This is a genomic window from Cellulosimicrobium sp. 22598 (genome assembly GCF_052044445.1).
GTDB classification, from domain to species: Bacteria; Actinomycetota; Actinomycetes; order Actinomycetales; family Cellulomonadaceae; genus Cellulosimicrobium; species Cellulosimicrobium cellulans_G.
In genome coordinates, this window is the sequence record NZ_JBQEMZ010000024.1 from 1 (window position 1) to 13,174 (window position 13,174).

General features: G+C 75.0%; 15 protein-coding genes. 9 read left to right on the forward strand and 6 right to left on the reverse strand.

Annotated elements, in window-relative coordinates; genetic code table 11:
- Positions 1–363: 363 nt before the first annotated feature.
- Positions 364–873 (forward strand): MogA/MoaB family molybdenum cofactor biosynthesis protein, encoded by a 510-nt coding sequence (locus ACTJIY_RS18855; protein ID WP_440674883.1) that lies wholly within the window; start codon positions 364–366, stop codon positions 871–873.
- Between the two features lie 37 nt (positions 874–910).
- Here ACTJIY_RS18855 and ACTJIY_RS18860 read toward each other — a convergent pair whose 3' ends face one another.
- The 5 genes from ACTJIY_RS18860 to ACTJIY_RS18880 are packed head-to-tail and all read right to left on the reverse strand — an operon-like array spanning position 911 to position 3,947.
- Complete coding sequence (locus ACTJIY_RS18860) at positions 911–1,147, reverse strand: MoaD/ThiS family protein (protein WP_440674881.1); 237 nt, start codon at positions 1,145–1,147, stop codon at positions 911–913.
- A 3-nt stretch (positions 1,148–1,150) separates the two neighbouring features.
- Complete coding sequence (locus tag ACTJIY_RS18865; RefSeq protein WP_253054244.1) at positions 1,151–1,441, reverse strand: DUF6457 domain-containing protein; 291 nt, start codon at positions 1,439–1,441, stop codon at positions 1,151–1,153.
- Entirely contained in the window at positions 1,438–2,094 is a 657-nt protein-coding gene (mobA, locus tag ACTJIY_RS18870; protein WP_440674879.1) for a molybdenum cofactor guanylyltransferase, read from the reverse strand. Before mobA ends, ACTJIY_RS18865 begins: the two co-directional genes overlap by 4 nt.
- Positions 2,091–2,573: a cyclic pyranopterin monophosphate synthase MoaC gene (gene moaC / locus ACTJIY_RS18875; RefSeq protein WP_440674877.1), complete on the reverse strand. Its 483-nt coding sequence runs from the start codon at positions 2,571–2,573 to the stop codon at positions 2,091–2,093. Before moaC ends, mobA begins: the two co-directional genes overlap by 4 nt.
- Before the next feature lie 42 nt (positions 2,574–2,615).
- Positions 2,616–3,947 (reverse strand): molybdopterin molybdotransferase MoeA, encoded by a 1,332-nt coding sequence (locus tag ACTJIY_RS18880; RefSeq protein ID WP_440674876.1) that lies wholly within the window; start codon positions 3,945–3,947, stop codon positions 2,616–2,618.
- 104 nt (positions 3,948–4,051) lie between these two features.
- Here ACTJIY_RS18880 and ACTJIY_RS18885 point away from each other — a divergent pair, with 104 nt between their 5' ends.
- The 3 genes from ACTJIY_RS18885 to ACTJIY_RS18895 all read left to right on the forward strand — a co-directional run bounded on the left by ACTJIY_RS18885 (position 4,052) and on the right by ACTJIY_RS18895 (position 6,843).
- A complete protein-coding gene (locus ACTJIY_RS18885) occupies positions 4,052–4,804 on the forward strand; it encodes a PAS and ANTAR domain-containing protein (protein WP_353708259.1) in 753 nt (250 codons plus the stop codon).
- 37 nt (positions 4,805–4,841) lie between these two features.
- Positions 4,842–5,702 (forward strand): SDR family oxidoreductase, encoded by an 861-nt coding sequence (locus ACTJIY_RS18890; RefSeq protein WP_353708260.1) that lies wholly within the window; start codon positions 4,842–4,844, stop codon positions 5,700–5,702.
- A 325-nt stretch (positions 5,703–6,027) separates the two neighbouring features.
- Positions 6,028–6,843, forward strand: coding sequence for a GAF and ANTAR domain-containing protein (locus ACTJIY_RS18895; protein WP_440674874.1), 816 nt, complete (start codon positions 6,028–6,030; stop codon positions 6,841–6,843).
- Between the two features lie 56 nt (positions 6,844–6,899).
- Here ACTJIY_RS18895 and ACTJIY_RS18900 read toward each other — a convergent pair whose 3' ends face one another.
- Positions 6,900–7,640: a PAS and ANTAR domain-containing protein gene (locus ACTJIY_RS18900; RefSeq protein ID WP_253054232.1), complete on the reverse strand. Its 741-nt coding sequence runs from the start codon at positions 7,638–7,640 to the stop codon at positions 6,900–6,902.
- A 92-nt stretch (positions 7,641–7,732) separates the two neighbouring features.
- Here ACTJIY_RS18900 and ACTJIY_RS18905 point away from each other — a divergent pair, with 92 nt between their 5' ends.
- From ACTJIY_RS18905 to ACTJIY_RS18925, 5 genes are all read left to right on the forward strand, one after another.
- The gene (locus tag ACTJIY_RS18905) at positions 7,733–8,242 is read left to right on the forward strand and encodes a DUF6328 family protein (RefSeq protein WP_253054230.1); all 510 of its coding nucleotides are present in this window, start codon (positions 7,733–7,735) and stop codon (positions 8,240–8,242) included.
- A gap of 153 nt (positions 8,243–8,395) precedes the next feature.
- Positions 8,396–8,833: a hypothetical protein gene (locus tag ACTJIY_RS18910; protein ID WP_253054228.1), complete on the forward strand. Its 438-nt coding sequence runs from the start codon at positions 8,396–8,398 to the stop codon at positions 8,831–8,833.
- Between the two features lie 280 nt (positions 8,834–9,113).
- On the forward strand, positions 9,114–9,875 hold the full coding sequence (locus ACTJIY_RS18915) for a hypothetical protein (RefSeq protein ID WP_253054226.1): 762 nt from the start codon (positions 9,114–9,116) through the stop codon (positions 9,873–9,875).
- Positions 9,872–11,134: a peptidoglycan-binding protein gene (locus tag ACTJIY_RS18920; RefSeq protein WP_253054224.1), complete on the forward strand. Its 1,263-nt coding sequence runs from the start codon at positions 9,872–9,874 to the stop codon at positions 11,132–11,134. The genes ACTJIY_RS18915 and ACTJIY_RS18920 overlap by 4 nt, the downstream gene beginning before the upstream one ends.
- On the forward strand, positions 11,131–13,125 hold the full coding sequence (locus ACTJIY_RS18925; protein ID WP_253054222.1) for an ABC transporter ATP-binding protein/permease: 1,995 nt from the start codon (positions 11,131–11,133) through the stop codon (positions 13,123–13,125). Before ACTJIY_RS18920 ends, ACTJIY_RS18925 begins: the two co-directional genes overlap by 4 nt.
- Positions 13,126–13,174: the final 49 nt, after the last annotated feature.

The following is a 13,174-nucleotide window of genomic DNA, read 5'->3' on the forward strand; positions in this document are numbered from 1 at the left end:
GGTAGAACACGTCGCCCTGGCGCCCGCCGGTCAGGAACACCTGCCGCAGGTCGTCGGACACCTGCCCGCGCCGCAGGTGCTTGCCGAGCCGCAGCAGCGCGTCCTCGACGGGACCGTCCGACGTCGTCTTCATGCCGCTCGCCCGCCGCCGGACGTCGAGGGCCGGGCACGGAGCGGTCGCGAGGGCCCGCGCACCGGCAGCGCTGACGGCACGGACACGTACGACATGCGGGCCTCCTGGGCGAGCAGGGACGGCGGGTCGGTCCACAGCCACTATGCCCAGAACGGGCGGATCGCGCGCGCCGAGCGCGACGCGCCCGACACCCCGCCCTACCCGGCCACGCGGGTCGCTACCGTGGCGCCATGAGCCAAGCCACCGGACCGGCCGCGGACGCGACCGTCGCCGTCGTCACCGTGTCCGACCGCTGCTCGCGCGGCGAGGCGGAGGACCGCTCGGGCCCGCTCCTCGCGGGGCTCCTGGAGGCGGCGGGCTGGGCGGTCGTCACGGACCTCGTGCCCGACGGCGTCGCCTCCGTCCGCGATGCCGTCGACCGGGCCGTGGCCGGGGGAGCGCGCGTCGTGCTCACGACCGGCGGGACCGGCGTCGGGCCGCGCGACCTCACGCCCGAGGGGACGCGCGAGGTCCTGGCGCAGGAGCTCCCCGGCGTCGCGGAGGAGCTGCGCCGGCGCGGCGCCGCGCACGTGCCGGCCGCCGTGCTGTCGCGCGGGCTCGCGGGGATCGCGTCGGGCCCGGAGGGCCGGGTGCTCGTCGTGAACCTGCCCGGCTCGACGGGCGGCGTGCGCGACGGCTGGGCGGTCCTGGAGCCTCTCCTGCCGCACGTCCTCACCCAGCTCGACGGCGGCGACCACTGACACCAGGCGATCCGTGCCTGCTCGTCACGGGGCCGGGTCAGCCGCCTGCGAACGGGGGCAGGACGTCGACCGTCTCGTCCGTACCGATCGGGGTGGCGTCGGTGGACGCGCGGATGCCGCCGACGAGGAGCGAGCAGCGGGGGAGCACGTCCGCCAGGGCGGGGTGGCGGGCGACGAGCGCGGCGTGCAGCTCGCCGACCGTCGTCGCGTCGACGCTCTCCGTCTCGGTGCCGGCGGCGTCGCGCGCCCCGGCGAAGTAGCGGACGGTCACCATCGGTCAGTCCTGCGTCTCGGCCGCCGCCGTGCTGGGCAGCTCGGGCTCCGGCGTCCACGCGAGCGCGAGCTCGGCGGCGCGGTCCAGGACGTCCTGCACGGTACGGCCCGATCCGTCGTGCGCGGCCAGCCCGGCGACGTAGCCCGCGACGAACGTCGTGAGGGGCGCGGCCGGACGCTCGATGCCGTGCGCCGCGTCGCGCGCGAGGTCGAGGATCGCGCCGATGTCCACCACCTGGGGGTCGAGGTCGAGGTCGCCCGCCAGCGCGTCGACCCAGCGCTCCAAGTTCGTCATCGTGGCCTCCTGCTGTCGTCCGGGGTGTCGTCGGGCGCCGGTACCGCACCCGCGCCCAGGCGGCGGTCCTGCTCGCGGGCATCCTCCCACGTGTCGACGTCGTCGGTGGCGCCGTCCTCGTCGGGGACGGCGAGCGCGGGAAGTCCCGCGAGCAGGCGGCGCACCGAGGCTCCGTGCAGCGCGGGCAGGGCGTCGAGCGCGCCCTGGAGCGCGGCCCGCTCGTAGAGCCCCACGAGCCACTGGTCGCGCCCGCCGCGCACCGCGTGCACGGCGACCTCGCCCGTCCGCCGGAGCGCCGCGGCGAGCAGCGCGGGCACCGCCTCCGCGGCCCGGGGGACGTCGCACGCGAGCACGAGCACCCAGGCCGCGCCGCCGTCGTCAGGCCCGGGCAGGGCCGCCAGCCCGGCCGCGATGCCCGCGACGGGCCCCCCGAAGGGCGGGTCCTCGCGCGTCAGGGCGTAGCGGGCGGGGTCGGCGAGCTCGTCCGGCCCGACGACGACGGTCCGCACCGCGCCGGCAGTCGCCGCGAGCGCGTGCTCCAGCAGGGGACGGCCCCCGACGACGACGCCCGGCTTGGGCGTCCCGAGCCGCGCCGCGCGACCTCCGGCCAGCACGAGGGCGTCGAAGACGAACGCCGGGCGGGGTTCCGTCACGGCTCGCGGTGCCAGTCGCCGGACTTGCCCCCGGTCTTGGCGACGAGGCGCACGTCCGTGAGCTCGACGAACTTGTCGAGCCCCTTGACCATGTCGACGACCGCGAGGCCCGCGACGGCCACGGCGGTGAGCGCCTCCATCTCGACGCCCGTGCGGTCGGCGGTGCGCACGGTCGCGGTGACGTCGACGCCGTGGTCGCCCACGACGAGGTCGACGACCGCGCCGTGCACCCCGATGACGTGCGCGAGCGGCAGCAGCTCCGCCGTGCGCTTGGCGCCCGCGATGCCCGCGATGCGCGCGACGGCGAGCACGTCGCCCTTGGGGACGGTGCCGTCGCGCAGCGCCGCGACGATCTCCGGCGAGCACCGCACGACGCCGGTCGCCGTCGCGGAACGGACGGTGGGCTGCTTGGCGGTGACGTCGACCATGCGGGCGTGGCCGCGCTCGTCCAGGTGCGTGAAGTCGTGCGTGGGGCTCATGGCGCCACTCTCGCACGCGCGTGCGGAGAGGGTTCCCGACGATCAGTCCAGGAGCAGGACCCGGACGGCGTCGCCGGGCTCGACCGACGTGACGTCCGCGCCGACGACGGCGAGCGCGTCGGCGTGCGCGAGCGCGCTCACGCGGTGCGAGCCGGACCCCCGCGCCTCCGCGGGGTCCGCCCCGCGGTCGCGGTGCCGGCCGGCCGGGACGACGCGGGCGCCGTCGGCCGCGGTGTGCCGCACGAGCACGAGCTGCTCGCGGCCTGCCGGCGAGGACCAGCCCTCGGCGGCGACGCGGCCGACGAGCGCACGCCCCTGCCCGGGGACGCCCCGCAGGCGGTCCAGGACGGGGCGCACGAACAGCTCGAACGACACGAACGCGCTCACGGGGTTGCCGGGCAGCGCGAGCCACGGGACGCCGCGCCACCGCGCGAGGCCCTGCGGCTTGCCGGGCTGCATCCCGACGGCGACGAGCCGCGCGTCGGCGACGGCGCCCTCCCACGCCGTCCCGGCGCGCGTCGCGGGGTCGAGGATCTCGCGCACGACGTCGAACGCGCCCGCGCTCACCCCGCCCGTGCTGACGAGGAGGTCGGGCGGGGCGCCGTCGAACGCACCCAGCAGGTCGTCGAGGGCCGCGACGAGCGCGGCGGCCGTGTCGCCGACCGCGCCCCGCCGCACGACGCGCGCCCCGGCTGCGCGCGCCGACGCGGCGAGCAGGACGGAGTTGGAGTCGGGGATCCGACCCGGCCCCGGCGCGGTCCCCGGCGCGACGAGCTCGCTGCCCGTGGAGAGCACCGCGACGCGGGGCGCGCGGTGCACCGGTACGGTCGCGTGCCCCGCCGACGCCGCGACCGAGACGTGCCGAGCCGTCAGCACGGCTCCCGCCTCCACGACCACGTCACCGCGGCGCACGTCCTCGCCCCGCGCCCGCACGTTGCTGCGCGACGCGTCGTGGACCTCGACGGTCGCGGGGCCGCTCCCGGCCGCCCCCGGCGTGAACCGCCCGGTCGACGTGCGCTCGACCGGGACCACGAGGTCGGCGCCGCGCGGCACCGGCGCCCCGGTCATGACCCGGACCGCCTCGCCGACCCCGAGGAGGGCGTCGAGCCCCGGTGCCCCCGCCGCGACGTCGCCGACCACGCGCAGCGCGACCGGCGACGCCGTCGTGGCCCCGGCCACGTCCTCCGACCGCACCGCGTACCCGTCCATCGCGGACGCGTCGAACGCGGGCGCGTCGAGCGTCGAGACGACGTCCGCCGCGAGGACCGCCCCGACCGCGTCCTCGAGCGGGACGTCCGTCGACGGCGTCGGGCGGACGAGCGCGAGCGCGTCGTCGGCGTGCTGGGCGATCGTCCGGCGCGGCTCGCGGGTCATGCCCGCACCGTAGCGGAGCCCGGGTGCCGACTCCGGACGAGTGGGCTAGGTTGGAGGCGGAGTCATGAAGCGGCCCGCAGCCCCCCGAACTTTGGGAGGACACCATGGCCTCGATCTCCGCGACCACCACCCCCAGCCCCGAGCAGACCGCTCCCGTGCGCCCCGCAGCCCTCGCCGAGGTGCTCGCCGTGGGCACGCACCTGCTCGTGGGGCAGTACCGCGTCGAGCTCGGCACCGGGACCTGGTGGTGGTCGGACGAGGTGTACACGATGCACGGCTGGACGCCGGGGGACGTCGAGCCGAGCCTGGACGCGCTGCGCTCGCGCAAGCACCCCGACGACCGGGCCCGCGTCGTCCGCGCCGCGACGGACGCGATCCGCTCCGGCCGCCCCTTCTCGTGCGCGCACCGCATCGTCGACGGGCACGGCAAGGCCCGCTCGGTCGTCGTGACGGGCCAGGGCCGCCGGGACGCTCGCGGCCGCGTCGTCGAGATCGCGGGCTACGTCGTCGACGTCAGCCCGACCCACAAGGAGGCGCTGGAGCGCGAGTCGCAGCGCGCCGTGACGCGCGCGTTCGTCAGCCAGGCCGCCGTCGAGCAGGTCAAGGGCGTGCTCATGGCCGTGCACGGCGTCGACGACGTCGCGGCCGGCCAGCTCCTCGCCGAGGCGGCGGGCGAGGCGGGCGTCCCGGTCCAGGAGACGGCGACGCAGGTCATGCGCGCGCTGAGCAAGGCCGGCGGGGTGGGCCCGACGGCCGAGGCGACGGTCGCGGGGGCGCTCGCCGCCGTGCGCCCGGTCGCCCGGCCCCGCGCGCACGACGCCCAGCTCGCCCGCCGCCGCGAGCCCGCGCGCTCGTGAGCCGGAGCAGAGGACCCCGACGGAACGGAGGGACGACATGACGGACGAGACGGCCTTCCCGGCCCAGCAGCAGGAGCCGCCCGGCCTCACGAGGCCCATGGACCCGGCGCCCGACCACGGCGAGGAGTCGTACCGGGGGAGCGGGCGGCTCGAGGGCCTGCGCGCGCTCGTGACGGGCGGCGACTCGGGCATCGGCCGCGCCGTCGCGATCGCCTACGCACGCGAGGGCGCGGACGTCGCGATCGGCTACCTGCCCGAGGAGCAGGAGGACGCCGAGGAGACGGCGCGCTGGGTCCGCGAGGCGGGCCGCACGTGCGCCCTCCTGCCCGGCGACCTGACCGACGAGGCGACCGCCCGCGACCTGCCCGGGCGCGCCGTCGCGGAGCTCGGCGGGCTCGACGTCCTCGTCAACAACGCCGGGTTCCAGATGGCGCGGCGCGAGTCGATCGAGGACGTCACGACCGCGGAGATCGACCGCGTCCTCAAGACGAACCTCTATGCGCTGCTCTGGGTCACCCAGTCGGCGCTCGAGCACCTGGGGGAGGGGTCGGCGATCGTCAACAACTCGTCGATCCAGGCGTTCCAGCCCTCGACGTCGCTGCTCGACTACGCGTCGACCAAGGCCGCGATCAACAACCTCACGGTGAACCTCGCGGCGGAGCTCGGGCCGCGGGGCATCCGGGTCAACGCCGTCGCTCCCGGACCCATCTGGACCCCGCTCCAACCGGCCACCCAGCCGGAGGAGAAGATCGAGACGTTCGGCCAGGACACGCCGCTCGGGCGGGCCGGGCAGCCCGCGGAGGTCGCGCCGGCGTTCGTCTTCCTCGCCTCCCCGACGGACGCGAGCTACGTCTCCGGCACCGTCCTCGGGGTGACGGGAGGCAAGCCCGTGTTCTAGGGCCTGGAAGAGACCTCCCCGTGCGGGCCGCGGACGGATCGGCCGAGGGCCGCGACCCGCCCGGGAGGGTCGGAGGGCAGGCGTCCGCGCCTGCCCGGGGGCGGGTCCGCCGCGAGAGCGACGGTGCCCCAGGGACACCAGCCGCCACGCCCTGTGCGGGCGAGACGGCCACCGCCCCCGACCCGTCCGGGCGCCCTGCCCGGGCGGGGCCTCCGGCACCACCGGTGAGGCGGGCCGCGCACGACGTCGCGGCCCGCCTCCCTGGGTACCGGTCGCTGTGAGCGCGGCCTACGCTGGGGCCCGGGGGACCCGTGAGGAGGCCGAGATGACGAGCATCGAGCAGAGCGTCGAGCAGGGCACGGTCGGCATGCCGGCGGGTCCGGGAGCCACCGTCCCCGCCCCGCAGACGGGGGGCGTCGCCGGGTTGCCCGAGATCGTGGGCGGCGTCGAGGACCAGAGCGTCGCCGGGCTCGTCGCGGACGCCGCGCGGGCGCTGGCCGACGAGCCGACCCTCCAGCAGACGCTCGACCGCGTCGTCGAGCTCGCGGTCTCCATGGTCGAGGGGTGCGAGTCCGCGGGCATCTCGCTCGTCACGCGCGGGCGGATCGAGAGCCCCGCGGTGTCCGACCCGCTCGTCGCGCGCGGCGACGCGCTCCAGTACGAGCTCCACGAGGGGCCGTGCCTGGACGCCGTCCACGACCACGCGCTGGTCGAGTCGGGCGACATCGAGTCCGACGCGCGCTGGCCGCTCTGGGCGCCCGCCGTCGCGCGCGAGCTCGGGGTCCGGTCGATGCTGTGCGTGCAGCTCTACACGTCGGAGAACGCGCACGGCGCGCTCAACATGTACTCGACGTCGCCTGACGCCTTCGGGCCCGACGACTACCACCTCGCGTCGACGTTCGCTGCCGTCGCTGCTGCCGCGATCTCCGCCGCGCGCACCGAGGAGCAGCTCCAGTCCGCCGTCCAGACGCGCACCCTCATCGGGCAGGCGCAGGGCATCATCATGGAGCGCTACTCGCTCACGGCCGGGCGCGCGTTCGCGGTGATGAGCCGCGTGTCCCAGGACGCGAACATCAAGCTCGTCGACATCGCGCGCCACATCGTCGAGACGCGGCGCATCCCGGGGGTCGGGGCCGACTGAGGCGAGGCCGTCCCCGGCAGGCCTCGCGTCGCGGGCCGGTCCGGACGGTCCGTCGGTCAGTCGAGCGCGCCCGTGGGCGTGCCGTCGTCCGCACCTCCGAGGAGCCGGTCGATGCGACGTCGGGCAGTCTCGTCGAGCGCGCCTCCGCCCGCGCCCGCGACGCTCCCGTCGACGACGGCCGCGACCAGCCGGCGCGCGAGCTCGCGCACGGGCACGTTCGCGTCGTTCGAGCGACGTCGCAGCAGCTCGAACGCGTCGTCCGGTCCGATCGCGAACGCCGTCATGAGGACGCCCTTGGCCTGCTCGATCACCGAGCGTGACGCGTCCGCGGCGCGGATCGACGCCGTCGCCTCGCGCCGGGCCGCCTCCTCGTGCGCGGTCGTCAGGTCGACGAAGTACCCCACGACGGCCGCCCACGGGGCCCCGCCGTCGAGGCGGCGGCCCTGCGCGGCCACGGCGAGCGTGCGAGTCCGGCCCGTCGCGTCCACGATGCGGTGCATGGACCCGAACGGCTCCCCGGTGCGCGCCGCGTGCGCGAGCTCGCTCGCGACGCGCTCCCGGTCCTCGGGGTGCTTGTGGGACAGGACGAGCGCCGTCGTCGGGACGACCTCGCCGGGCGCGAAGCCGTGCATCTCGTACACCTCGTCCGACCACCACCACGTGTCCGTGGCGACGTCGACGCGGAAGCGCCCGACCGGCTGGGGGTCACCCGGGCCGAGGGCGGCGAGGAGGTCGGCGAGAGCCGGAGGGACGACGTCGTCGGGTTCCGCGACGTCGGAGGGCAGGACAGCGTCCATCGATGGGGGTCCCCGGAGATCGATCAGGACGGAGCCGATTCCTGACCCCAGCAGAAGGAAGATTAGCCCAGGGGCGGCGCGAGGGAGGACTCATGACCACGCAGGTCAGCGACGGGCGTGACGAGTCGGCCGACGAACGGTCCGACCGCAACTGGGCCGAGCTGCTCCAGGAGCTGCGCGTCATGCAGATGGGCGTGCAGATCCTCACGGGGTTCCTGCTCACGCTGCCGTTCCAGCAGCGCTTCGGCGACCTCGACTCGTTCCAGACCGGTGTCTACCTCACCCTCGTGGCGCTCGCCGTGCTGTCCACCGGCCTGTTCGTCACGCCCGTGAGCCTGCACCGCGCGCTGTTCCGCAAGCACCGCAAGACGGCGCTCGTCACCCTGAGCGACCGCATCGCCCGGGTCGGCGTGCTCGTCCTCGCGTTCGTCGTCACGGGGACGGTCCTGCTCGTGGTCGACGTCGTCGTGAACCGCACCGCGGCGCTGTGGTCGAGCGGCTGCGCGCTCGTCCTGCTCGTCGGCCTCTGGTTCGTCCTCCCGCGCCTCGTCGCCCACGGCTCCGCGACTGGTCCTGCACAGGTCCATGGAGCGCACCCCTGACGACGCGGTCTGAATTAGTGCCCGACTCCACCCGGAACGCAGGGGGTGGCCGCAAACGGTCCAGATGGTGAGAACCCTTATGCGCCCGATGGTCGATCTGCGACGGTTGGCCCCGTTCGCCCTCAGCAGGGGGACCGAAAGCAGGGAGACGCGATGAAGCGAACGATCATTGGCCTGGTCACCACAGGTCTGCTGGCACTCGGTGGCAGCGTCGGCCTGGCGGTACCGGCCACGGCAGCCACGGCCGATTGCCCGTTGGGGTACTCGTGCCAGTGGCGAGACACCGGCTACCGGACGGGCTCGGTCGAGGCCGGTCACTTCTCCTTCTTCGAGTGCCAGTACGACTTCTCTTGGCGTACGTACGCGGGCGTCGGCGGTAACGGTGGCTACTCAGTGAGCTCGGTCTCCAACAAGGGCAGGTACGAGTACGCCTTCTACTACATCAACCCGGGTTATCAGGGCCCTTCCTTCGGCCTCAAGCCCGGGTCGGGCGACGGCAACTTGGGCGACAGCGGAGGGAATGCTCCCGCTGGGTTCAACGACGAACTGCTCTCGGGGGCGTTCGGCTCGGTCGAGTACGGGTGCAAGTAGTCGTAGTGGGTGGTCGCGGGGCTGTCGAACATGACGACATCGACAGCCCCGCCCCACCACGTCCCCGGGTCACGGGTGCCGAAGTCTGAAGGGGTTGAGAGCTGCGATGCGAGTTCGAGCGTTGTCCGGGGTTGTCGGTGGGGCGGTCTTCTGCTTTGTCGTCGCGGGATGCGGAACGATGGAGGCCGACGGGGGTTTGGAACGCGATCACGAAACAGCGGCAGGATCGGTCGAGGCGGCAGCGCCGGGCGACGGTGAAAAGAACCGGCTGAAGTGGGTGATGCCCCTGGACGCGTACAGGGTCGACAACGCCCTCGGCGACGCCGCGGAGGGCGTGCTGGTCGAGGCGTGCATGCGGGACGAGGGCTTCGATTATCAGCGTCCGCAGGTCGACGTCTCGGTGCGTTCGGAGTCCATGTCGCTCGGTGGGCGACGGCTGTTCAACGTCGAGACGGCCGCGCGGTGGGGGTACAGCGGGGCGCCCGACCCGAACGCCGCCATCATCAGGGCGGCGAGCGAGGAGTCGATGTCCTGGTCGCCGGAACAGGACGAGCAGTTCTGGGCGTGCGTCGACGAGGCGCGAGAGGAGCTGCCCACGGAAGGCATGCGGATCAACAACGCCCTCGCCGGCCTCGGCGCGTCGGCCTGGAACGGCGCGGCCCTGGATCCCGCGGTCGTGGCGGCAGCCGAGAAGTGGGTGACGTGCATGCAGCCGCTCGGCGTCACCGACCTCCCGTCGAGCCCGAACGGCGAGGACGGCGGGACGCCGACCGAGACGATGAGCGCGTCGTTCGGCGAGATCGCCGACGGTATGGAGAACGAGCGGACGCCGGAGCAGAAGGCGGAGGAGATCCGGCTCGCGACGTTCGACGCCGAGTGCCAGGAGAGCTCCGGCTACGCGCAGGCGCTGTACGACGCGGAGTGGGAGCGTCAGACGACGGTCGTCGCGGAGAACGAGGACGCGCTGGCCACGCTCCTCGAGGAGAAGAATGCCTTCGAGAAGCAGTCCCGGGAGATCTTGGACGGGGCGGGGGTCGGGTGATTCCTCGCCGCCGCGTCGTCGTCGGGGCGGTCGTGACCGTCCTCCTCGTCGGGGGGCTCGTGGGCGGGTGGTTCGCGGCGGCGAGCTTCCAGTCCCCGGCACAGGTCGCCGCGAACGCGGCACCTCCGCCGCCCGGTGACATCGTGGCGACGGTGACCTTCGGTGCGCTGTCGGAGCAGATCACTGCGCGGTCGGACGTCGTGCGCGAGTCGGCGGCAAGCGTCCAGGTCGCCGCCGGGAGCGGTGACCAGTCCGTGGTGACGGCTGTCGGGGTCCCGGCGGGTTCCGAGCTGCGGGCGGGCGCTGTCGTGCTGGAGGTCAGCGGCCGTCCCGTCATCGCCACCACCGGGGCGTTCCCGTACTACCGCGACCTCGTCGAGGGAGCGACCGGCCCGGACGTCGAGCAGCTGCAGCGGTTCCTGCGTGACCTCGGCTACCGCGTGGGCGGCCTGGGGGAGTTCGGCCCGCAGACTGCCCAGGCCGTGCGCGCCCTCTACAAGGACATCGGGTACGAGCCGACCACCCGCGAGGCGCCCGCCGACGAGTTGCAGACGCCGGGTCAGAACGCGCCGGCGCCGTCCACCGGCGATGCGGTATCTGAGGTTGCTCCGACCGACGGCACAGGCACCGACCCGGCCGCTCCGGTCGACGGCACGACCGGCTCCGTCGCGCCGGCGGCCCCCGCGCAGCTCGTGGTCGTGCCGCGCGGCGAGCTCGTCGTCACGGGCTCGCTGCCCGCCGTCGTCGGCACGACGCCGGACGTGGGGGACGTGCTCACGGCCGAGAACGCGACGATCACCCTGGGCCAGGGCGCCGTCGTCGCGCAGGCGAAGGTGGCGGTCTCGGTCCTTCCCGTCCTCGGCGAGGGGATGACCGCGACGCTCTCCGGCCCCGACGGCACGGTGCTCGACGCCACGCTCGGCGCGATCCCCGCCCCGCCGACGGCGACGGGGGACGAGGCGGCCCCGGTCGAGGTCGGGGTGCCGTTGGTGGCGGCGCAGCCGATCGACAGCACGTGGCTGGGGGCGAACGTGCTCACGACGATCACGGTGTCCGCGGTGGCCGACGAGGCTCTGCGTGTCCCGGCCCGTGCCGTCGCCGTGCACTCCGACGGCACCGCCGTCGTCCAGCGGCGCGAGCCCGACGGCTCGTTCCGCGAGGTCGAGGTCCGCGAGCTCGGGCGCCTGGGCGGGACCAGCGCCGTCGAACCCGTCACCGCCGACGCCCTGTCGGCGGGCGACGAGGTGAAGGTCGAGTGACGACGTTCGACCTCGCGGGGGTCACCAAGACGTACCCGGGCGCGCAGCCGGTCGAGGCGCTGCGAGGGGTCGACCTGAGGATCGGCCCGGGGGAGTTCCTCGCCGTCGAGGGCCCGTCCGGCAGCGGCAAGTCGACGCTCCTCAACATCCTCGCCCTCCTGGACGCGCCGACCTCGGGCACGTACCGGCTCGACGGCCGGGACGTCGCCTCCCTCGGGGAGCGTGAGCGGGCGCGCCTGCGCGGGGAGACGTTCGGCTTCGTGTTCCAGGGGTTCCACCTCATGGACCACCGGACGGTCGTGGACAACGTCGAGCTCGGCATGCTCTACGCCGGCGTGCCCGCCGACGAGCGTCGCCTCAGGGCGCTGGAGGCGCTCGACCGTGTCGGGCTCTCGGAGACCGCGCACCGTCGCGCCAGCGACCTGTCGGGCGGGCAGCGGCAGCGCGTCGCGATCGCGCGTGCGCTCTCGGTCGGGTCTGGGACGATCGTGGCCGACGAGCCGACCGGCAACCTCGACACCGCGACGTCGGAGTCCGTGCTGGAGCTTCTCACCGACCTGCACCGCACCGGCACGACGGTCGTGCTCGTCACCCACTCGCCGGAGATCGCGGCTCGCGCGCAGCGGCGGCTCGTGGTGCGCGACGGCCTCGTCGTCACCGACACCGGAGGCGTCGGTGCAGGTGCGGCCGAGGGCGTCGGCACCGCCACCACGGCGGTCGCGGGCCTCGACCTGCTGCTCGCCGGGCCGTCGCCGGAGGCGACGGGACCGGCCGGGGGCGAGGACCGACGTCGGGCACGACACCGGGTCGGGTTCCGCACGGTGGTCCGTGACGCGGCCGCGTCGGTCGCCTCCCGACGCGGCCGCACCGCCACGCTCGCGGCCTCCGTCGCGGTCGGGGTGGCCCTGGCCCTGACGACGGTCGGTCTCTCGGCGTCGGCGCAGGCCCAGGTCTCCGAGCGGTTCGACGCCCGGCTCAACCGGGCCGTGACGCTGACGATGCCCCTCGCCGCTGCCGAGGCGGGGCTGCCCGTCGTCGTCGACGGGACCGCGCCGGGCGTGCCCGGGGAGGCCGTCGCCCGGCTCGCGGACCTGCCCGGTGTGGACGCCGCGGCGCTCGTGTCCCGGAACGGGATGATGACGGTCGCCCTGCCGGGCGAGGCCGCCAGCGTGCCGGACGCCTTCCTGCTCGGCGTCGGCGACGGCATCGACCATGCCGCGGAGCTCGGCGTCGACTGGGCAGGCGGGACGCCGGGCCCGCTCGGGGACGGCGAGGTGCTGCTCGGGCGGGCGATCGCCGACCGGCTCGGTCTCGGGCCGCTCAGCGCGCGCCCGCAGGTCGTGCTCGACGGACGGTCGTTCGTGGTGCGCGGCATCGTCGACCAGGGCTATCGCGTCACGAACGTCATCCAGGCGGTCCTCGTGCCCGTCGACGTCGCGGCCGCGCTGCGACCCGCCGCGGAGCACGAGGTCTACGTCTTCACCGCGACCGGCGCAGCCCAGCAGGTCGCGGCGCAGGCCCCCCTCGTGCTGCGGCCCAGCACACCCGAGGCGTTCACGATCGTCGCGCCGCCCGACCCTCGCGGCCTGCGCGGGGAGATCGAGAACGACGTCCGGACGATCCTCCTCGTCCTCACGGGGGTAGCGATCCTCGCCTCGGTCGTCTCCCTGACGAGCGCGATGACGATGTCCGTGCTCGAACGCTCCCGGGAGATCGGGATGCGGCGCGCGATCGGCGCCCAGGCGCGCCACGTGAGCCGGCTCGTCATGACGGAGGCCGCGCTCGTGGGTGTCGTCGGCGGCGTCGCAGGCGCGGCCACGGGAGTCGCCGCCCTCCTGGCGATCACCATCGCCCGACGCTGGACCCCGGTCCTCGACCTGGGACACGTCCCGGTCGCGGTCGCGGGTGGCGTCGTCGTCGGGGTGCTCGGCGGGGTAGCGGCCTCCCTGCGCGCGCGCCGCATCCAACCGAGCGAGGCGCTCCGGGTGTGACCCCCCGTCGAGATGGCGACTCCCGGGTCGAGATAGCGACCCCGGCCAC

What these genes read in the sequence shown, in the direction of transcription:
- ACTJIY_RS18855 (WP_440674883.1), top strand. Translation starts at nt 364, where the DNA reads ATGAGCCAAGCCACCGGACCGGCCGCGGACGCGACCGTCGCCGTCGTC.
- ACTJIY_RS18860 (WP_440674881.1), bottom strand. Translation starts at nt 1,147, where the DNA reads ATGGTGACCGTCCGCTACTTCGCCGGGGCGCGCGACGCCGCCGGCACC.
- ACTJIY_RS18865 (WP_253054244.1), bottom strand. Translation starts at nt 1,441, where the DNA reads ATGACGAACTTGGAGCGCTGGGTCGACGCGCTGGCGGGCGACCTCGAC.
- moaC (WP_440674877.1), bottom strand. Translation starts at nt 2,573, where the DNA reads ATGAGCCCCACGCACGACTTCACGCACCTGGACGAGCGCGGCCACGCC.
- ACTJIY_RS18880 (WP_440674876.1), bottom strand. Translation starts at nt 3,947, where the DNA reads ATGACCCGCGAGCCGCGCCGGACGATCGCCCAGCACGCCGACGACGCG.
- ACTJIY_RS18885 (WP_353708259.1), top strand. Translation starts at nt 4,052, where the DNA reads ATGGCCTCGATCTCCGCGACCACCACCCCCAGCCCCGAGCAGACCGCT.
- ACTJIY_RS18890 (WP_353708260.1), top strand. Translation starts at nt 4,842, where the DNA reads ATGACGGACGAGACGGCCTTCCCGGCCCAGCAGCAGGAGCCGCCCGGC.
- ACTJIY_RS18895 (WP_440674874.1), top strand. Translation starts at nt 6,028, where the DNA reads ATGACGAGCATCGAGCAGAGCGTCGAGCAGGGCACGGTCGGCATGCCG.
- ACTJIY_RS18900 (WP_253054232.1), bottom strand. Translation starts at nt 7,640, where the DNA reads ATGGACGCTGTCCTGCCCTCCGACGTCGCGGAACCCGACGACGTCGTC.
- ACTJIY_RS18905 (WP_253054230.1), top strand. Translation starts at nt 7,733, where the DNA reads ATGACCACGCAGGTCAGCGACGGGCGTGACGAGTCGGCCGACGAACGG.
- ACTJIY_RS18910 (WP_253054228.1), top strand. Translation starts at nt 8,396, where the DNA reads ATGAAGCGAACGATCATTGGCCTGGTCACCACAGGTCTGCTGGCACTC.
- ACTJIY_RS18915 (WP_253054226.1), top strand. Translation starts at nt 9,114, where the DNA reads ATGCCCCTGGACGCGTACAGGGTCGACAACGCCCTCGGCGACGCCGCG.